Source organism: Streptomyces sp. NPDC006476, assembly GCF_040612015.1.
Lineage (GTDB): Bacteria > Actinomycetota > Actinomycetes > Streptomycetales > Streptomycetaceae > Streptomyces > Streptomyces griseorubiginosus_B.
This window is the reverse complement of the sequence record NZ_JBEXPK010000020.1, coordinates 107,854-125,882: the sequence shown is the minus strand read 5'-3', so window position 1 is coordinate 125,882 and position 18,029 is coordinate 107,854. Positions and strand designations below refer to the sequence as shown.

28 protein-coding genes and 1 pseudogene are annotated in these 18,029 nt (G+C 69.2%); 23 read left to right on the top strand and 6 right to left on the bottom strand.

The window, feature by feature from the left end; all coding sequences use genetic code 11:
* Nucleotides 1–43 precede the first annotated feature (43 nt).
* Entirely contained in the window at nt 44–949 is a 906-nt protein-coding gene (locus ABZZ74_RS23770) for a Gfo/Idh/MocA family oxidoreductase (protein WP_356768015.1), read from the top strand.
* On the opposite strand, the gene lnt is transcribed toward ABZZ74_RS23770, so the two are convergent.
* Nucleotides 873–2,438: an apolipoprotein N-acyltransferase gene (gene lnt, locus ABZZ74_RS23765; protein ID WP_356768013.1), complete on the bottom strand. Its 1,566-nt coding sequence runs from the start codon at nt 2,436–2,438 to the stop codon at nt 873–875. The genes ABZZ74_RS23770 and lnt overlap by 77 nt on opposite strands.
* A gap of 81 nt (nt 2,439–2,519) precedes the next feature.
* Entirely contained in the window at nt 2,520–2,984 is a 465-nt protein-coding gene (locus ABZZ74_RS23760) for a nuclear transport factor 2 family protein (protein ID WP_356768011.1), read from the bottom strand.
* Nucleotides 2,985–3,219: 235 nt separating this feature from the next.
* On the opposite strand from ABZZ74_RS23760, the gene ABZZ74_RS23755 reads away from it, so the two are divergent.
* On the top strand, nt 3,220–3,942 hold the full coding sequence (locus ABZZ74_RS23755) for a VOC family protein (protein WP_356768009.1): 723 nt from the start codon (nt 3,220–3,222) through the stop codon (nt 3,940–3,942).
* Nucleotides 3,943–4,082: 140 nt separating this feature from the next.
* Entirely contained in the window at nt 4,083–4,823 is a 741-nt protein-coding gene (locus ABZZ74_RS23750; RefSeq protein WP_356768007.1) for an SDR family oxidoreductase, read from the top strand.
* A gap of 62 nt (nt 4,824–4,885) precedes the next feature.
* On the opposite strand, the gene ABZZ74_RS23745 is transcribed toward ABZZ74_RS23750, so the two are convergent.
* The 4 genes and pseudogenes from ABZZ74_RS23745 to ABZZ74_RS23730 form a co-directional block, all read right to left on the bottom strand.
* Nucleotides 4,886–5,065, bottom strand: coding sequence for a hypothetical protein (locus tag ABZZ74_RS23745; protein WP_356768005.1), 180 nt, complete (start codon nt 5,063–5,065; stop codon nt 4,886–4,888).
* A gap of 108 nt (nt 5,066–5,173) precedes the next feature.
* A pseudogene (locus tag ABZZ74_RS23740) lies at nt 5,174–5,314 on the bottom strand (undecaprenyl-diphosphatase); the annotation flags it as partial.
* Nucleotides 5,311–6,705 carry an integrase gene (locus ABZZ74_RS23735; RefSeq protein ID WP_356768003.1) on the bottom strand — a complete coding sequence of 465 codons (1,395 nt, stop codon included), beginning with the start codon at nt 6,703–6,705 and terminating at the stop codon, nt 5,311–5,313. The gene ABZZ74_RS23735 and the pseudogene ABZZ74_RS23740, both read right to left, overlap by 4 nt.
* A 419-nt stretch (nt 6,706–7,124) precedes the next feature.
* Nucleotides 7,125–7,493 (bottom strand): hypothetical protein, encoded by a 369-nt coding sequence (locus ABZZ74_RS23730; RefSeq protein ID WP_356768001.1) that lies wholly within the window; start codon nt 7,491–7,493, stop codon nt 7,125–7,127.
* Between the two features lie 251 nt (nt 7,494–7,744).
* On the opposite strand from ABZZ74_RS23730, the gene ABZZ74_RS23725 reads away from it, so the two are divergent.
* The 20 genes from ABZZ74_RS23725 (at nt 7,745) to ABZZ74_RS23630 (ending at nt 18,000) form a co-directional block, all read left to right on the top strand.
* A complete protein-coding gene (locus ABZZ74_RS23725) occupies nt 7,745–7,990 on the top strand; it encodes a helix-turn-helix domain-containing protein (protein WP_356767999.1) in 246 nt (81 codons plus the stop codon).
* A gap of 2 nt (nt 7,991–7,992) precedes the next feature.
* Nucleotides 7,993–8,286: a hypothetical protein gene (locus ABZZ74_RS23720; RefSeq protein WP_356767997.1), complete on the top strand. Its 294-nt coding sequence runs from the start codon at nt 7,993–7,995 to the stop codon at nt 8,284–8,286.
* Between the two features lie 85 nt (nt 8,287–8,371).
* Complete coding sequence (locus ABZZ74_RS23715; protein ID WP_356767995.1) at nt 8,372–8,788, top strand: hypothetical protein; 417 nt, start codon at nt 8,372–8,374, stop codon at nt 8,786–8,788.
* Nucleotides 8,785–9,054, top strand: coding sequence for a hypothetical protein (locus ABZZ74_RS23710; protein WP_356767993.1), 270 nt, complete (start codon nt 8,785–8,787; stop codon nt 9,052–9,054). Before ABZZ74_RS23715 ends, ABZZ74_RS23710 begins: the two co-directional genes overlap by 4 nt.
* The gene (locus tag ABZZ74_RS23705) at nt 9,051–9,395 is read left to right on the top strand and encodes a hypothetical protein (RefSeq protein WP_356767991.1); all 345 of its coding nucleotides are present in this window, start codon (nt 9,051–9,053) and stop codon (nt 9,393–9,395) included. The genes ABZZ74_RS23710 and ABZZ74_RS23705 overlap by 4 nt, the downstream gene beginning before the upstream one ends.
* Nucleotides 9,392–9,643, top strand: a complete 252-nt coding sequence (locus ABZZ74_RS23700) for a hypothetical protein (protein ID WP_356767989.1) — start codon at nt 9,392–9,394, stop codon at nt 9,641–9,643. Before ABZZ74_RS23705 ends, ABZZ74_RS23700 begins: the two co-directional genes overlap by 4 nt.
* Complete coding sequence (locus ABZZ74_RS23695) at nt 9,644–9,805, top strand: hypothetical protein (protein WP_356767987.1); 162 nt, start codon at nt 9,644–9,646, stop codon at nt 9,803–9,805.
* Entirely contained in the window at nt 9,805–10,065 is a 261-nt protein-coding gene (locus tag ABZZ74_RS23690) for a hypothetical protein (RefSeq protein ID WP_356767985.1), read from the top strand. The genes ABZZ74_RS23695 and ABZZ74_RS23690 overlap by 1 nt, the downstream gene beginning before the upstream one ends.
* Before the next feature lie 216 nt (nt 10,066–10,281).
* The gene (locus tag ABZZ74_RS23685) at nt 10,282–10,761 is read left to right on the top strand and encodes a hypothetical protein (protein WP_356767983.1); all 480 of its coding nucleotides are present in this window, start codon (nt 10,282–10,284) and stop codon (nt 10,759–10,761) included.
* Nucleotides 10,761–11,480 (top strand): hypothetical protein, encoded by a 720-nt coding sequence (locus ABZZ74_RS23680; RefSeq protein WP_356767981.1) that lies wholly within the window; start codon nt 10,761–10,763, stop codon nt 11,478–11,480. The genes ABZZ74_RS23685 and ABZZ74_RS23680 overlap by 1 nt, the downstream gene beginning before the upstream one ends.
* 109 nt (nt 11,481–11,589) lie before the next feature.
* On the top strand, nt 11,590–12,234 hold the full coding sequence (locus ABZZ74_RS23675) for a hypothetical protein (protein WP_356767979.1): 645 nt from the start codon (nt 11,590–11,592) through the stop codon (nt 12,232–12,234).
* A gap of 18 nt (nt 12,235–12,252) precedes the next feature.
* On the top strand, nt 12,253–12,411 hold the full coding sequence (locus tag ABZZ74_RS23670; protein WP_356767977.1) for a hypothetical protein: 159 nt from the start codon (nt 12,253–12,255) through the stop codon (nt 12,409–12,411).
* A complete protein-coding gene (gene dnaN, locus ABZZ74_RS23665) occupies nt 12,408–13,517 on the top strand; it encodes a DNA polymerase III subunit beta (RefSeq protein ID WP_356767975.1) in 1,110 nt (369 codons plus the stop codon). The genes ABZZ74_RS23670 and dnaN overlap by 4 nt, the downstream gene beginning before the upstream one ends.
* 15 nt (nt 13,518–13,532) lie before the next feature.
* Nucleotides 13,533–14,177, top strand: a complete 645-nt coding sequence (locus tag ABZZ74_RS23660; RefSeq protein WP_356767973.1) for a hypothetical protein — start codon at nt 13,533–13,535, stop codon at nt 14,175–14,177.
* Nucleotides 14,178–14,241: 64 nt separating this feature from the next.
* Complete coding sequence (locus ABZZ74_RS23655; protein ID WP_356767971.1) at nt 14,242–14,787, top strand: hypothetical protein; 546 nt, start codon at nt 14,242–14,244, stop codon at nt 14,785–14,787.
* Between the two features lie 142 nt (nt 14,788–14,929).
* Nucleotides 14,930–15,265: a hypothetical protein gene (locus tag ABZZ74_RS23650; RefSeq protein ID WP_356767968.1), complete on the top strand. Its 336-nt coding sequence runs from the start codon at nt 14,930–14,932 to the stop codon at nt 15,263–15,265.
* On the top strand, nt 15,262–15,762 hold the full coding sequence (locus ABZZ74_RS23645; RefSeq protein ID WP_356767966.1) for a hypothetical protein: 501 nt from the start codon (nt 15,262–15,264) through the stop codon (nt 15,760–15,762). The genes ABZZ74_RS23650 and ABZZ74_RS23645 overlap by 4 nt, the downstream gene beginning before the upstream one ends.
* Entirely contained in the window at nt 15,759–16,631 is an 873-nt protein-coding gene (locus ABZZ74_RS23640; RefSeq protein WP_356767964.1) for a PD-(D/E)XK nuclease-like domain-containing protein, read from the top strand. The genes ABZZ74_RS23645 and ABZZ74_RS23640 overlap by 4 nt, the downstream gene beginning before the upstream one ends.
* Nucleotides 16,628–17,515 (top strand): hypothetical protein, encoded by an 888-nt coding sequence (locus ABZZ74_RS23635; RefSeq protein ID WP_356767962.1) that lies wholly within the window; start codon nt 16,628–16,630, stop codon nt 17,513–17,515. Before ABZZ74_RS23640 ends, ABZZ74_RS23635 begins: the two co-directional genes overlap by 4 nt.
* On the top strand, nt 17,512–18,000 hold the full coding sequence (locus ABZZ74_RS23630) for a hypothetical protein (protein WP_356767960.1): 489 nt from the start codon (nt 17,512–17,514) through the stop codon (nt 17,998–18,000). The genes ABZZ74_RS23635 and ABZZ74_RS23630 overlap by 4 nt, the downstream gene beginning before the upstream one ends.
* Nucleotides 18,001–18,029 lie beyond the last annotated feature (29 nt).

Sequence of the window (18,029 nt, the reverse complement as noted above, 5' to 3'; positions counted from 1 at the left end):
CGCCGTATGCTTCCGGCAGGACCACGGCTAAGGAGAGCACCCCGTGAAGGTCGGCTGCATCGGACTCGGTGACATCGCGCAGAAGGCCTATCTCCCGGTCCTCGCCGCGCTGGCCGGAGTCGAGCTGCATCTGCAGACCCGGACGCCCGCGACGCTCGACCGGGTCGGCGACAGCCTGCACCTCCCGCGGGACCACCGGCACGCGACGCTGGACGCGCTACTCGCCCAGCACCTCGACGCCGCCTTCGTGCACGCGCCGACCGTGGCGCACCCGGAGATCGTCACGCGGCTGCTGGAGGCGGGAGTCCCGACGTACGTCGACAAACCGCTCGCCCATCAACTCGCCGACTCCGAGCGGCTGGTGGCGCTCGCCGAGCAGCGCGACGTCAGCCTGGCCGTCGGGTTCAACCGGCGGTTCGCGCCCGGGTACGTCCAGTGCGCCGACCATCCGCGCGAGCTGATCCTGATGCAGAAGAACCGCATCGGGCTGCCGGAGGAGCCGCGCTCGATGATCCTCGACGACTTCATCCACGTCGTCGACACCCTGCGCTTCCTGGTGCCCGGTCCGGTCGACGACGTGACCGTGCGGGCCCGCGTCGAGGACGGCCTGCTCCATCACGTCGTCCTGCAGCTGTCCGGCGAGGGCTTCACCGCGCTCGGTGTGATGAACCGGCTCAGCGGTTCCGCGGAGGAGATCCTGGAGGTGTCCGGGCAGGACACCAAGCGTCAGGTGCTCAACCTCGCCGAGGTCGTCGACCACAAGGGCCAGCCCACCGTGCGCCGGCGCGGCGACTGGGTGCCGGTGGCCCGGCAGCGCGGCATCGAACAGGCCGCGCTGGCCTTCCTGGACGCGGTGCGCGCGGGCAAGGTGCTCAGCGCCCGGGACGCGCTGGCGACTCATGAACTGTGCGAGCGGGTGGTACGCGCGGTTCTGGAGCGGGCCGCCTGAGCCGTACGGCCCGGAGGCCCTCGGCCGCGCACCACAGCGCGAGGACGACGAGGGAGCCGTGCACCGGCCAGTCGCCGTAGCGGACGTACGGGGTGACACCGTGCGCCAGCGGGATGTCGTACACCACGGCCTCGCTGTCGCTGGTCCCCGCCCACGGGCCGAGCCGCTCACCGCTCGGCCCGTACACCGCCGAGACACCCGTCAGGGTCGCGTGCACCATCGGGCGGCCGGTCTCCGCGGCCCGCAGGGCGGCCAGCGAGGCGTGCTGCTCGGGGGCCCAACTGTGCTGGAAGGACGAGGTCGATGACTGCGCCACCAGGACGTCGGCGCCGTCCTCGGCGAGATGGCGGCTCATGTCGGGGAACGCCGACTCGAAGCAGACCATCGGGCCGACGCGCAGACCGTGACCGACGTTCATCACGACCTGTTCGGTGCCCCGCCTGCGGTCCTCGCCCGCCGCCCTACCCACGGAGGTCGCCCAGCCCAGGAACCTGCGGGCCGGTATGTACTCGCCGAACGGCACGAGCCGCATCTTGTCGTAGCGGTCACCGGTCAGGCCGTTCGGTCCGACGAGCACCGAACTCTTGTAGATGCCGGGCTTGTCGGAGCGGCGCGCGTCGACGTTGACGAGGATGTCGGCCCCGGTCGCGCGGGACAGCGCCGCGATCCGCCGCGCCAGGTCGGGCCGGTCGCCCAGGTCGTAGCCGACGCTGCTCTCACCCCAGACGATCAGGTCGAGGTGCCGTCCGACGAGTTGCCGGGTCAGCTGCTCCTCGCGGGCGAAGCGCTGGTCGGCGCCCTCGATGACACCGGGCTGCACGACGGCCATCCGCACCCGGCCGTCGGTGTCGGGGCGCGGTGACCACACCCAGGCCGCGGAGGTCGCGGCGGCCGTCACGACGATCCCGGCGACCGCCGGCACCCGGGACTCGCGCACCGACACCAACACGGCGAGGGAGACGTTGACGGCCACCACGAGGAAGCTCAGCAGCCACACCCCGCCGACGGAGGCCAGCCGCAACGCCGGTTCCACCTGCCACTGACTGGAGCCGAGCATGCCCCACGGGCCTCCGAGCCCCTGCCAGGACCGCACCAACTCCACCATCAGCCAGCCCGACGGCAGTACGACCAGCGCGGCCAGGCCCCGCCCCGGCCCGGGCACCCCGCTCAGGAACCGCCGCACCAGCCAGCCCCACGGCGCCCACAGCGCGCCCAGAAGGGCGCCGATGACGAAGATGAACACGTTCAGGCTGGGAAAGAGCCAGTGGTGCACCGCCACCATGTAGCCGAACCCGCCGGCCCAGCCGTCGTACGCGGCCCGCTTTCCCGTCGGCGCGGAGCGGATCAGCACGATCCAGGGAACGAGAGCGACGTACGCGAACCACCACACAGAGGGTGCGGGGAACGCGAACACGGGCAGGGCGCCGGCCAGCGCGGCGAGGGCGGAGCGCCGCCAGGGGGAGGCGAGCCATTCACCGAAGTTCCTCATGGAAGGCCTCCCTACCCACTGGTGGCTCCAGTGTGCGTCCTTTCGGTGATCCGGAACAGATGATCCGAACCACAGGCATGATCAGCCGGTGGTCCGCTCGGGCATGCGCCGCCACTTCTCCTGTACGACGACCTCGCGCAGCCGCCAGCCGTCGGACGTCCGCAGCAGACCGAACGCGTAGCGCCCGCCGCACACGAAGTCGGGAGCGGCCCCCTCGGCGTCGAACCGCATGGGGTTGACGTAGTCGGCCCGCACCCGCGCGGTGTCCCCGGCGTCCTGGTCCAACGTCCCGAAGCGCACACGACGGTTGACGATCAGATGCTGGCGCATCGGAAACAGCCGCATGCTCTCGGCGAGCCACGCGGCAACCTTCTCCGCCTCGCCCTCGACACCGCCGGCCGAGCGGTAGTCGGCGCGTCCGTCGGGTGTGAACAGCGCCCGGTACGCCTCCCAGTCACCGTCGTCCACGGCCGCCGCGTAGTCGGTGACCACCTCGTCGACGGCCAGTCGGTCCATCACGGTCGCGAGCTCCACGCGCTGCGTCATCGGTTCAGTGTTGGGCATCGAGGATGCCGGGCCAAGGGGCGCGAGGTGACAATCGGGCGTCGAACTCCCGCCGTCTCGCGCCTGGTTGGCCGGTCAGTTGGTCGGCGGCGGGCGTCGGGGGCCGGGCTCCGCGGGGAAATACGGATGCGGGTGCCACACGGGCGTCCCTAGGCTGGCCCGACGGTGAGACGAGGCGGCGTTCTTCCGGCCGCCGGCGGAAGGAGACGTGCGGGGCATGACGAGTCGACTGTTCGCGATCTGCTTCAACGCCGCCCGGCCGTCGGACCTGGCGCGGTTCTGGTCCGGCGTCCTGGACTGGGAGTTGGCCGACGGCCCGGACGACGGCGCCGAGGTCCTGCCCCGTGACGGCGCCGGGTTCCGCATCCGTTTCCTGCCGAGCCGGGAGCCCAAGTCCGGCCGGAACCGGGCGCATTTCGACCTGACGAGCGCCTCCCCGGAGGGGCAGCGGCAGACGGTGGCCAGAGCGCTGGAACTCGGCGCGCACCACATCGACGTGGGCCAGGGCCCGGAGGACGAGCATGTGGTGCTCGCCGATCCCGAGGGCAACGAGTTCTGTGTGATCGAGGCGGGCAACAAGTTCCTCGCCGGCACCGGCGTCATCGGAGCGCTGGCCTGCGACGGCACGCAGGAGGTCGGCTACTTCTGGAGCGAGGCGCTGCGGTGGCCGCTGGTATGGGACCAGGACCAGGAGACGGCGGTCCAGTCGCCGAACGGCGGTACGAAGATCACCTGGGGTGGTCCTCCGGTGGCGCCGAAGACGGGCGCGAACCGGCTGTATCTCGAACTGGCCCTCCCCGCGGACGCCGACTGGGAGACGGAGCGCGACCGCCTGGTCTCGCTCGGCGCGAAGCACACCGACACCGGCGTGGGCGACGACGGCCGGGTGCTGATGCTCGACCCCGACGGCAACGAGTTCTCCGTGCGAAGGTCCCGCTAGAAGGCCTGCTCGCCCCGACCACCGTGCCGGGGCGACCGGCGCTTCTCGGCGCCCCTGGGGCAGAAGCGGTCCCGTACGGCACCGTTCGACGACGGCCGGACTAAGCTGATCGATAATCGATCAACCTCCGAGGAGCTGTCATGGCACGTCCCGTCACGGTGGTCACCGGAGGCAGTAGGGGGATCGGCGCCGCGACCTGTTTGCGGCTCGCGGCGGACGGCCACGACGTGGTGATCGGGTACGTCCACGATGCCGACGCGGCCGGGGAGGTGGCCGTGGGCGTGCGCGGGGCCGGCGGACGTGCCGTCGCGGTGCGGGTCGACGTGTCCGTCGAGGCGGACGTAGAGCGCCTCTTCGCGACGGCGGAAGGTGAACTCGGGCCGGTGACCGGACTGGTGAACAACGCCGGTGTGACCGGGCTGCTGGGCCGTCTCGCCGACACGGACACGGCGACGCTGCGACGGGTCGTCGACGTCAACCTCCTGGGCACACTGCTGTGTTCACGCAGGGCCGCACAGCTGATGACGGCCCGGGGAAGCGGCGCCATCGTGAACGTGTCCTCGGGCGCCGCCACGCTTGGCAGCCCCGGCGAGTACGTGCACTACGCGGCGGCCAAGGCCGGCGTGGACGCTCTGACTCTGGGGCTGGCGAAGGAACTCGGGCCGGACGGCATCCGCGTCAACGCCGTCGCCCCCGGCGCGATCGACACCGAGATGCACGCGGCGATGGGCGATCCCGACCGGGCGCGGCGCATGGCGGCGACGATTCCGCTGCGGCGGCCGGGTCGGGCCGAGGAGATCGCCGCGGCCATCGCGTGGTTGCTGTCACCGGAGGCGTCGTACACGACGGGCGCCGTGTTGCGCGTGGCGGGCGGGCGTTGACCAGACCGGCCTGGTGCGCGGCAGGGCGTGCCGCACCTCGGACCGGCTCTCGCACCGCAGGCCTACGCGGCCTCGATGACGTCGGCCCGGATGGCCTCCGCCCACTCGACCACCAGCAGCTCGTACTCCGCGCGCTCCTGCGCCGACAGGGAACCGCCCGCACGCAGCCAGAGCGCCCGGATCTGCTCGTTCACCTCGGCGGCAGACCGCACGGAACCAGGGGCCATGGATTCGCGGGACATGCCGACAAGCCTAGGGGCAAGCACTGACAGTGCGCTACCGGACGGCTACACATCACCTATGTGATGGGTCACGGTTCCATGATCGCGACGCTTTTACTGACTGGGCGGTCAGTCAGCCGACTCCGCGGCGTGCGGGCTGAGCACACCCATGGTCACCAGGGCGATGATGACTATCCCGAGGGCGACCCGGTACCAGACGAACGGCATGAAGCTCTTGGTCGAGATGAACTTCATGAACCAGTGCATCATTGGGGACCCTTGGCGGTTCTGACCTGCCGGTTCCACCACTCGGCGAGGCCATCTGGGAGAGAACTGGGAGAACGGACCGCCGTCTCCCACACCGTCTCCCGCACGAAGCGCTCAAAGCGCTCCTGCAACGAATCCATCATCCGCCGCTCCATCGCCGTTGTCACGTTCGCGTACAGGCCCTCCACGCCCGCGACCTCGTGACCCATGCGCGTCTCCACGGCGATCCGCGAGTGCACGCCGCCCGCCTCGTCGATCCATTCCTTGTGCCCGTGCCGGAGCAGGTAGAGGCGTTTGCCCGCGTAGGCCGTCGCCGGGATCTCGGCGACGGGCCGGCGAGAGGTGACGGTCTGCTGCTGGCCGAGCCTGGTTCGCTCGAACTCCTTGGACGCCTGGCGCCCATCGGCGATCGGCCGCCAGTAGTGGTAGGTGAAGTTGGCGTTGGCGAGCAGGCCGCCCGAGATGGCCCGGAACACGTGTTCGCCGTCGTGGCTCTTCAGTAGCAGCTCCAACAGCTCGGCCAGGAACGGGGGAATGACGAGGCTGCGGCGGGACTCGTACTTGGGCGGGAACGCCTTCAGGACGCCCTTCTCCCGCTGGTGCTGCCACTGCACGCGGATCGCCGGCATCAGGTCGGGCCCGTAGCGCTCGAGGTCTTCGGCGTGCCGCTCGGCCCGGTCTTCTTCGTTCGGGTCGTCCAGCGGGTCGGAGGCCGGCCAGGCGGGATGGGTGTAGACGCGGCGTAGCGCGTACAGCTCGGCAGGCCGCATCCCGGTGGCGGCCATGGTCCAAATGAACACGAAGCCGTCCAGGCCCCAGAAGGCCAGCGCGTTGCAGGCCAGCTGGTGGACGTCCTCGATGCGCATCTCGCGCTTGCGTTCACGCGGCTTCTTCTTGTACCGGCCGCGGCGCTGCTTGCGCCCCTTGGGGACGGGCGAGGTCTTGCGCAGTCCGTCGTCGACGGCGTCATCCATGAGCATGGAGAAGACGGTGAGGATCTCCTCGCCGTACTTCTCGCCGACGTTGGGGAGGGCTTTGAGCTGCTTCTTCCATGCCTTGTACGAGGAGGGAAGGACGTCACCGACGGGGGTCTGGCCCCAGCGCGGCTCGATGTAGAGCCGCAGCATGGATCTGATGGCCCGCTCGCGGAGGTGCCCGACGTCGAGGGTGTCGACCCAGGTCTTGGCGTACTCGCCGATGGTGACGGCGCCGTCGCGGCGGGGGATGTAGTCGTCGTTGCGGATCTCGGCTTCGCGGTCCAGCCCGTAATTCTTGGCCGCAACCTCGTCGGTGAAGCCGCCCTTCTGGTCGTAGATCCATTTGCCGCGCTCGTCCTTCTTGCGCGTGTTCCATACGACTCGACAGGTGTTCCCGCGCCACTCGACGTAGGCCATGTGCTCCCCTGGGTGCCGTTGCGGGGTGGCCGGCTAGCTCCCCAGCCGCCGGCCCCACCGCCGCGACTGCCTTACTGCGGGTGCTCGCCGACGATGCATTGTCGGCAGGCGGCGCAGTCGCCTCCTTGACGCTGGATCAGGTCTCGCACGGCACGTCTTGCTTCTATGTCGTGCTCAACCCGGGGCGTCGCAACACACACGATTCTCCCATCTACCAAGCCGCGGAATCCGTTGAAGCCTGGCCCCAGGTCGATGGTGAGCATTTCGTGCACGGGCTCCCCCTTTCGGGTGAGAGGGAACCTCCCAAGTACTGGTAGATGCTGCCACGTTGACTGGCTGTTGTGACCAGTTCGGTCTAAGTGACGAGGGTGCTTAATGTAACGAAGCGATAAACGGAAAAGGTTGTGCGCCGGAAGCGGTCAGTTTCGATCAGTTCCGGTGATCCTTCCGCGTTTCTCCAGCTCCTCCACTACGCGGCGCTTCAGTTCGCGGATCTCTGCGGCAGTGAGTGTGTCGCTCACCGACACGGCAGCGTCCTGAACGGCGGCAGCAACGTCGGCCGCCAAGTCACCTTCCTGGATGGGGGAGACGGCGATGCCGGCCGACCCGGACTCGATGACGGTTGCGTTGGGGGCGCCCCGCAGGATCTCCAGGCAGCTTCCCCGGGCCCAGCCGATGACGGGTTCGATTTTCCCGTAGGTGACGGGCCGTACCGACTTGCCCTCTTCCACCTTGCTGTAGGTGTTGATCTGGATTTGGGCGGCGCGAGCGACGTCGATCTTGTTCATGCCGAGGCTGGAGCGTCGCTGAATGACCAGAGTGGCGAGCCTCTGAAGTGCGCTTTCCTCATGTGGGGGTGCCATGACGCACATCATGACAGGGACTCTCAGGAACAGCTAGGAACACCTGCATTTCTGGCGCGAACCTTAATCTCCGTGCGCGCTTGTGATCGCACCAGACAAGCAAGATCACGCAAGTTTCTGCATGTTACTGAGAGGTAGCGCTAGCAGAGACTCGTAGAAACGCGTAGATTCTCTGCATGGCAAGAACCCCAGCCCACTACCTGGTGCACGGGCCTTCCCTGCGCAGACGGCGCATGAGCCAAGGCCTGTCAGTTCAAGAAGCCGCCGACCGAGCGGGCATCTCCCGCAGCTACCTCCAGCGGCTTGAAACCGGCACCCGGGAGCGGATGGGACCCAAGCGCTACATCCGGCTCCGCACAGCCCTCAACGCAACCGACGAACAGCTCTCAATCCCCCCTGAAGAGCCCCCAGAAGAGAGGTGACCATGTCCGCCCCCAACACCCCCACCGTCGACATAGGCGAACTCATGCGACGCGACGGCTACCGAGATCCCCGGGAAGCCGCCCGCGCACTGGGCTGCGGCTACCGCTGGCTGATGGACGGCCTGAACAAGCACGGCTTCCCCCACACCCGCATGGGCCGCTCCAAGTGGCTCAGCGAGGACAACATCCGCGAGATCCGCACCCTGTGCCAGGTCCCCGCCGACCGCACGAAGATCGCCCGCCTGCGCCGCAACACCACCAGCAGCGCCACCAAGCCGGCCCGCGCCGCCGCCTAGACGGCAATGAGGCCGCCCCCCGAACGGCGAAGCACGGGGAACGGCCAGATCCACCCACACCATCCGTGAACAGAGGGGCAGATCAATGCCATCTTCCCAGATCATCGACGGCCGCAAGATGACCCTCATCGAGCTCGCCGAGATCTCCTACGAGGAGTACAGCGACTCCGCCGAGGAACTGGCCGATGCGCTGTGCGAGCAGGAGCGTCAGGAGTTCCTGAAGTTCGCACGCGAAGCAGCAGTTTCCACGCTCGGCTCCACGGCCGCTGGACTGGAGTGGACGTACACCCCGCACGCCGACTTGCCGAGTGACATGCAGGAGGCCGCCGCGCCGCTTGCGCCAGGGCGTTCGGAGTACCTGCGATACCGGATCGACCATGCCGGTGAGTCCATCAAGTTCGAGCTGGTGCAGCCGTGCTCTACCTGCGGTCAGGACCGCATCAACGAGGTCGCCGGGATTGTCGAACTCGGACGCCTGCTCGCCACGGGCGGTGCGTCGTGAACTTCGAGCCTTTGACCCCCTTCGACGAGATCACGTCGTCGATCGTGTTCGTCTCCCCGTGGCAGGCGATGTGGAACGAGGCGGAGGAGATGCTCCGCGAGGAGCGCCCAGAGGGGTTCACGCCGGAGGACATCGGCCGGGTGGCGTTCGACTCGCTGCCGGAATCCGAGCGTGAGGAGGCGCTGGACTGCCTCTTCTACACGTTCTGGGCCACCGTCATGGCCGACCGCGAGCGTGCCACCGCCAAGGGCGGTGAGCGGCGATGACCGCGCAGTCCGAAGCCGTGGCGGAGGTCTTGCTGCCGCTCGGTGCGCTGATCGCGGACACGATCCGCGACACCCCGATCCGCCTCGGCTCAGCCGAATCCGCCAGCGACCTGGCTTCTGCGATCACCACGAAAGTCGCCGTCTACGCCTACGAGGAGATGCGGCCTCTGATCGAAGCCCTCCGCACAGTCCACCAGTCGATGACCAGCTGCGTCGGCGACGAGTGGGCCATGGAGTGGCTCGGCGAGGTCTGGGCGTCCCTCCCGCTCGACGTCCGCGCCATCGCTGGCGACGAGGACGCACTCGCCGAACTCAACGCCACGCCGAAGGAGGCGTCATGACCCGTGCCGAGATGTATGGCGGGATCAACTTCGACCTGAACGACGGCCCGATCCGCACCAAGCACTTCCGCGGCATCGACGGCAAGCCGTGCGCCCAGTTGGTCATCGGAGAGGCCGGGCAGTCCGTCGCCATCTCCGTCACCCGTTCCAGCCCGCAGGCGCTCAACGAGCTCGCCGAGGCGGTCGCCGAACTGCAGGCGTTCGTGGCCCGGCAGCACCAGCTGCGCGTGCTGCCCGAGGTGGTCTGAATGCGTGCGCTCGCCGACATCACCGAGGACGCCCTCGTCCGCGTCGACCAGCAGGCCCACCGCGAGTTCGGCGACGACGAAACCGCGTGGGAGCCCAGCCAGCTGCGCGCCTACTTCGAACGCCTGGACGCCGCCCGCTTCGACCCCGAGGCGGTGGCGTGATGGCCGCCTCCCGCATCGCCGCCGCCGTGACCCGGCTGCTGCGCCGTAACCACCGCCAGCTGGCCCCTGTCGACTCGCTCGGCGTGGTCCTGGACGCGGCAGCCGAGACCGGCGCCGTCGTCAACATCCCCGGCCTCGCCGCCTGGCTCGGCCGCGACCGACAGGACCCCGACCCCGACTTCCAGGCCTCCATCGACGGCAAGTTCACGGAGTCGTTCGAGGACTACTGCGACCGCATCAGCCGCGAGGTGACCTCATGACCTCGCTGCGCCTGGCGCTGTACGTCGACTTCCTCGCCTGGCTGGCCGCCCAACTGGAGACCGCCATCGGCCTGGAAACCGCCCTCAACGAGTCGCCCCGGGAGGCGCCGTGATCACCGCCCTGTTCGACGGCGTCATCGCCGTGGCCCTGCTGCTCGCCAGCGCCCACCAAGACCGCCGAGAAGCCCGCACCGCCCGCCAGTCGGAGGAGCAGCAGTGAGCGCCATCACCACCGCCCGCAGCGTCGTATCCCACCGGGGGATGTCCTGCCTGGAACTGCACCGCAAGCTCGGCATCCTCACCATCCGGCTCCGGCGACTCGAACCGGCCGCCGAGCGGGCGACCGCCCTGGAAGCCCGCATCGACGAGCAGGCCCTCACCATCAACAGCCTCCGCGATCAACTCGCCGCCGCGAAGCAGATCCGCGAGGACGTCGACATCCGGGCCAGCCGCTGCACCGAGGCCGAGATGCGGGCCGAGAAGCTCCAAGTAGAACTCGACGGGCAGATGGTCGAACTCGTCGCACTCCGCCAGTTCAAGGCCAACGTCTGCTCCGTCAGCAGCCTCCCGCAGCGCGACCCTGCCAACGAGGTCACCGCACCCCAGGGAATCGACGTCCGCACCCTACGCGAAGCCGCCGACGCCGGACTCCTCGGACCCGTCACCGGCCCCGGGCACGTGAAGGCGGGGCAGTGATGGCCGCCGATCTCCTCGCCACTTCCGACCCAGAGGCTGCCGCCTTCTTCGCCGACGCGCGCGCAGCGCTCACACCCAAGCCAGCACCCTCCACACCCGAGTTCGAGCTGCCCGCAGACTGGCCAATCACCCCACACCACCGCGGCCCGACCCTGACCCGCAGCGAACTACACGCCCGCCGCGGCCACGCCCTGCGCATCTCCTACGACTGGATCGATGGTCGCCAGGCCATGTGGGTCGGGCGATGGAGGGGCGGCGACTGGTCGATTCTGCAGGGCTACGAGGGAAAGCCAGCCAGCCTGCTCACCTCACCGCACAGCTGGGACAACTGCCTGCGCCAGATGGACGACTACCTCACGGAAGGACGCGCCTTCGGCGGCGAGAACCTGACCGTCGACGAGTGGCTTCCAGGGTTCGCCATCGTCTGCCTCGCCCACGGTGAAGCCTGCGGCGACCACGAAGACCGCCACAACTTCGCCCGGCGCCGCACTATGGCCCGCTACCCCGAAGGCACCTACCGGCCCTGCGGGGGATCCCGCGCAGGGGTGCTGGGCGGGGGCGGTCACGACGGCATCTACCGCTACCGCTTCCAGGTCGAGGGCCGCTGGCGGCTCAGGTTCGGCTGCCGCAGCCACCACGCCGGTCTCCTCGCCCAGCACCTCGACGAAGCCGACAGCACCGTGACCGTCCAGCTCATGGACGACCACATCACCCGCTGACCGCCGGCCCGGCGGAGACACCGAGCCCGCCAGGCCGGCGCCCAAGAAGAAACCCCGAGCGTCCGAACCGCCCGGGGTCAGACATCAGCATCCCACCCCAGGAGATCCCGTGACCACCACAGTGTCCGCCGTCGATCGCATCGCGGCCATCCGTGACGAGTACGCCCGCTGCGGCGAAGACGTCACCAGCCTGTCCGATACGGAACTGCTGTTCCGTCACCTGGACGCGGCCTGGGCCGAGTCCCGCCGCCACGAGAACAACTACAGCAACCTGCTGCAGGACCAGGTCAAGCACGACCGGTCCGTGTACGCGGCGGCCCGGCGCTCCGCCCAGGGCGACGTCACGGCCCGCGCCGGCCTGTACCTGCAGGTCATCCTGCGTAAGAGCGCCCGCCCCATCAACGAGGTAGTGCACCGGGCGTCGGAGCTGCCGGCAGACGGCAAGGCGCCAATCCAGCAGGTCCGCGACCTCAAGGCTGCAGCCGACAACGCGAAGTGGCTGCTGTCCGGCATGGTCGGCGACCGCCAGACCATCGAGGACGCGCAGGGCGATCCTGAGATCCGGCTCGTCGAGAAGCTGAACGACGAGATCCGGCGGCTGCGTGAAGTGGTCCTGGTTGAGGGCCGCCGGCTGCACGCCGGGCACGGCCACCGAACCTCCGGGCCGCGCTGCGAATGCACGGGCTGCGAGCTGATCCGCGCCATGGACGACGTCCCCGCCGAACACACCACCGCTGCGGCCACGGCCGCCTGACCCTGCCAGGAGACCGCCATGGACGCCACCCAACTCGCCTTGTTCCCCGACACCGCCGTCACCGGCAGCGGACAGCCCGCACCGTGGCCTGCCGCCGCCCCGGATGTCGAGTCGGAGACGCCGGCCGCCGACCCCGACCAGCTCGCCTTCGGCGACACCGAAGCGGAGGCGGCGTGAAACTCCGCATCGACCAGAAGGAGTTGGCGGACGCCGCCCGCCGCGCCCACCGCCGCCTCCCCAACAATCCGGTGGTGCCCGTTCTCGCCGGGCTGCTCATCGAGGCAACCGAGGACGCGGCCAGCCTGTCTGGCTTCGACTACGAGACCAGCACCCGCGCCGCCCTGGACGCGGAAATCCTCGAGCCAGGCATCGCCCTGGTGTCCGGCCGGCTCCTCGCCGACGTATCCGCCAGCTTCCCGGCGGGCCTCGTGGATGTGGTCGCCGACGAGCGCGAGGTGACCGTGTCCGCCCCGGGCACAATGTTCGCCCTGCCCGCCATGCCCGTCAGCGACTACCCCACGCTTCCGGTGCCGCCCGGCGCCGCGGGCACCGTCGACGGCGACCTGCTGGCCGCCGCAGTCGGTCACGCCGCCCAGTGCACCCTGCCGATCAAGGAGGCGGCCGGCAGCCTCGTCGGATTCACCGGCGTACACGTCGCGGCCGACGGCGACCACCTGATCGTGTCGGCCTCGGACCGGTACCGCATCGTGCGCCGAACCCTGCCATGGCAGCCCGACAACGACCGGGCCGGCGAACTTCTGATCCCGGCCGCAGAGTTCGCGGCCACCGTCAAGCAGACCGCCGGGCACACCGTGCATATCGGATTCGCCGACTCCGACGGAGGCGTCGCATCCCTCGCCACCGACACCCTCACCGTGACCGGCCGCACCATCGCCGGAAAGTTCCCCAACATCGACGGCTTCTTTCCCAAGCCCGATTCCGCGGCAGGCTCTGCCCTGATCGACGCCGCCGAACTCGTCGAGGCCGTGAAGCGGGCCGCGCTGGTCATCGAGGAGAAGAACCCGATCAATATCGCCTTCTCCGAGAACAAAGCCACGGTTCGGGGCGGCGGCGCCGGCCAGCGCGGCAGCAGCGACATCGCCGCCGACAGCGACGTCGACGACTTCGCCATCTCCTTCAACCCGCACTACCTGGCCTCCCTGCTTGCCCCCATCGACGGCCAGGTTCGGATCTGGCTGTTCACGCCCAGCAAGCCGGTGCTGATCGAGCCGGTCGACGACCCCACCTACCGGGCCGTGTGCATGCCCGTCCGCCTCAAGTAGCCAGGAGACCCAGCCGTGATCACCATCGCCGACCACACCCTCAGCCGCCTCGTCGCCCAAACCCGCCCCCACGTCGGAAACCTGGCCGACGCCGAAGCCGTCCAGTGCATCACCTTCGACCACGACGGCCGCCACCTGTACGCCATGGCCACCAACCGGTACACCATCGCCGTCTCCCGCACCCAGATCACCGGCGGCGACAGCGACAAGCCGTGGCACGCCATCGTCCACCGCACCCAGCTCCCCGAGCTGGCCGCCGCCGTCAAGCTCCTCGACGCCGACACGGTCCAGTTCGAGCGCACCAACGACCAACTGATCCTGTCCGGGAAGCGCGGGCACCGGGTCGCCGTCGACTTCAGCCCCTACGCCAAGGAGCCGCTGGACTGGCGCAAGCTGCTGCTGCCCGCCTTGGAGAAGCCTGCCGCCGACATTCAGATGGCGATGGACCCCAAGTTCTTCGGCGCCTGGAAGAACCTGCCCAAGCCGCTCCACATGTGGTCGACGGGCGAGGGCCGCATGTCGCTGATCGTCGCCGCCGACTTCCTCGGCGGACAGATGCCGATCCGCCGCGAGGGCGGCGACGTCGAACTGCGCCGCGACCTGGACCTGTGGCTGTCCGCCAAGCGCGACGAACCCGCAGCCGAACCGGCCGCCGCCTGACCAACCCGAAACCCCCGCCCGGAGGCGCCGGGCGGGGATCCGAACAAGCATCCCAGGAGAACGCGTGAACATCGAAATCAAAGTCGACGACATCACCCTGTCGACCGTCGTCGCGGACGTCATGAGCTACGACGAGGACGGCGACCTTGTCCCCGCCGGCAGGGAAAAGACCGTCGCCGATCTGGTCGCTGAGCGGATCGTCGCCAGCGTCGTCCGCGACGACCGCTATCCGCGACTCAAGGAGCGGGTCACGGCAATCCGCGACGAGGAGATCCGGGCCGCGATCCGCCCCGCCATCGTCGAAGCCGTAACCCGCCCGATCAAGAAGACCAACGGCTACGGCGAACCCACCGGGCAGGTCACCACACTGTCCGAGGTCATCGTCGACGAGGCCCGCAAGTTCATGAAGGAACCCGCCGACAAGTACCGGCGTGAGGACGGCACCGTCCTGCAGAAGCTGGTGCGCGACGAGGTCCACAAGGCGTTCGGGGCGGAGATCGCCGACGCCGTCAAGCAGGCCCGCGAACTGGTCGCCGGGGAGCTCGGCGACAAGGTCAGCGATCAGATCACCGCTGCCGTCAGGGCCGCGCTCGCCGCCAAGGCCAAGTAGCCACCCGACCGGCACCACCCATAGACGGCGTCTGTCGAGCCCTTCCCCCAAGGTTCCGGACGCCAGCCGGGCCTCGCCGCCCCACCCACCCCCCGGTCGCGGGCGGCGAGGCCCGGCACCCCACACCTTGAAACGAGGACACATGAGCACCAGCAGCCCCACCATTCCGCCGGACGTCGCAGCGCACGTCCTGTTCCACTACGGCCGCGACGGCGGCTACCAGGCCGGCTCCTTCACCACCGCACTCCTCACCGCCATGGGGACCGCCGACCCGTCCAACCTCGACCGGCTGGCCGCCGGGTTCCCCGAGTACGTGGCCGCGATCACCGCCATCCACTACGACCCCGACGGCGTCGACCGGCTGCAGGACATCGCGGCTGGACGCTGCACCCGCTGCAAGAACCCCGACGGGCCCATCGCCCACGCCGGCCTGTGTGAAGCCTGCGCCCGCCCGATGCCCCTGGACGGTGTCGCATGACCGCCACCGTCGAGCTCAGGGGAGCTCTGGACGTCACCGCCCGCCGCGACAGCCTCCTCGCGCTCATCAAGGAAGGCCCGCGGCAGCCCATCACCACGCGCCGCGCCCAAGACCTGTACAGCGTCACCCCGTGGTCCGGCATCGGCCGTAACGCGGCACGCCGGGACCTGCGAGACCTCGCCCGTCGAGGCCACGTCCTCGCCGTCACCATCAGCGGTCAGCGGGCCTATCTCCTGAACCCCAAGACCGTTTGGCGCCACCCCGGTGGCCCCGTGCGGCCAGCCCTCGCACTCCTGCAGGCCATTGCCAACGAAGGCGGCGAGTGGACGCCCGGTCGAGCCAAGGTCGTCCTCCGGCGAGCCATCGGCACACACGTCTACCGGTCCGTTGCGCGGCGCCACCTCGAAGACCTCCACCGCGACGGTCTCGTCGAACTCCACAGCGAGCGGCCCGGCCACTGCTACTACACCTCCCTCATCGAGGGCGGTGCCGCATGACCACCATCGCCGAACCGGCCATCGAAGCGCCCGCCCTGGGCCTGCACACCGACATGTCCAACGAGGACTACCACGCGGACAAGACGTCCCTGTCGTCGTCCGGCGCCCGCAAGCTCCTCCCGCCGTCCTGCCCCGCCAAGTTCCGCTACGAGCAGGACAACCCTCAGCCGGCCAGTAAGACCTTCGACTACGGCAACGCCGCCCACAAGAAGGTCCTCGGCAACGGGCCCGAGCTCGTCGTCATCGAGTACGACACCTGGAACACCAAGGACGCCAAGCAGGCGGTCACAGAGGCCCGTTCGCGCGGCGCCATCCCGCTGAAGCAGCACGAGATGGACATGGTCGACGCAATGGTCGACGCCATCCGCCGCCACCCGCTCGCCGCAGCCCTTCTCGACCCGGCATACGGGGAGCCCGAACAGTCCGGGTTCTGGACCGACGGGCCAACCGGCATCCGACGCCGAGTCCGCTTCGACTGGCTGCCGTCCATCCAGCAAGGCCGACTGATCATCCCCGACTACAAGACGGCAGCCGACGCCTCCGAAGAAGCGATGGAAAAGGACATCGCCAAGTACGGCTACAACCAGCAAGCCGACTGGTACGAGGACGGCGCCCGCGCGCTCGGGCTCGGCGGAGACGACGCCGAAATGCTCCTCATCGTCCAGGAGAAGAAGCCGCCCTACCTCGTCAACGTCATCGGCTTCGAGTTCTTCTCCCGGGCCATCGGCCGCGCCAAGAACCGGGCCGCGATCGAGAAGTTCGCCGAGTGCACCGCCTCCGGCCACTGGCCCGGCTTCGCCGAGACCAACCCCAACTACCTCGCCCTCCCCGGCTATGCGGAGAACCGCGACAAGGAGATCTACCTGTGAACTTCCCCATCCAGACGCCCGCCGTGGCAGGCCCGGACCGCGTCGGCCAGTCCACGGCCGTCGAGCAGTCCCGCGCCGTCGCCGAAGTCCAGGCCGCCATCTACGTGGCCCGCCAGTTCCCCCGCGACGTCGGCCGCTCCCGCTCCGCCATGCAGGCCGCCTGCGGGTCGATGGCCCTCGCCGAGAAAGCCTTCTACAAGTTCCCGCGGGCTGGCGGCGCCGTCGAAGGATCGACGATCCACCTGGCCAAGACCCTCGCTCAGGCGTGGGGAAATATTCAGTACGGCGTCTCCGAGATGCGCCGCGATGACGAGTACCGCCAGTCAGAGATGCAGGCCTGGGCGTGGGATGTCGAAGCGAACACCCGGCACGTCCTGACCTTCATCGTCCCCCACGCCAAGTTCGCCAAGGGCAAGGTCGAAGCTCTCATCGACCTGCGTGACATCTACGAGAACAACGCCAACAACGGCGCCCGCCGCCTCCGCGAGGCGATCTTCGCGGTGATCCCGGACTTCTTCATCGGCGAGGCCGAGGAGTTGTGCCGGGAGACCCTCGCCAAGGGTGACGGCAAGCCGATCGAAGAGCGTGCCGCAGGCGCCATCGGAGTCTTCCAGGGCCTCGGCGTCACCGAAGCGCAGCTGGAGCAGAAGCTCGGCCGCACCAAGCAGCAGTGGACCGGCGCCGACATTGCCCAACTGCTCATCACCCTCAAATCGATCCAGCGCCGCGAGATCGCCGTCGATGAGGCGTTCCCGCAGGCCCGCATCACTGGCGCCGAGATCACCAGCAAGAGCAACGGCAGCCGCAAGCAGGCGCCGCCGGACGACGACCCGTGGGCCGGCCAGGAAGTCGCACGGCCCGGCAGTAAGGGCGGTGCCGCGTGAGCATCGACCACCGCGCCGAAGCCGAGCGGCTCCTCGCCTCCGCCGACACCAGCATCGCGGCAGCCCTCGAAGCGTCGCTTCCGATCGAGGACCAGCAGCACGCCGCCGTCCTCACCGGAATCCTCACCAACCGGGCGCTCGGCCATGCGCTCATCGCAAACGGACAGACCGAGGCCGCCGACGCAAGTGCCCTACGGGCCGCGCTCATCGTCTGGCGGAACGTCGTCTCGCACGCCGTCGCCTGGAACCTGTCGTTCGCCGAAACCGACGAGCAGCACGAGCAGTGGGTCGAACTCGCCTACCAGCTCGACAAGGCCGGACTGAGCATCGCCGCCGACGTCGACGCCATCACCCCCGGGTTCAACAAGGACCCGAAGGCCGTGTGGAAGTCGCCCACCGTCCAGCGCGAAGACCACCTGCGGTGGTGCACCGAGATGCCCACCCCATGGGACCCCCGGCCCGCCAGCCCCGAACCCGAGCAGTAGCCCGCACACGCGAACGGCCGGCCGCGGGC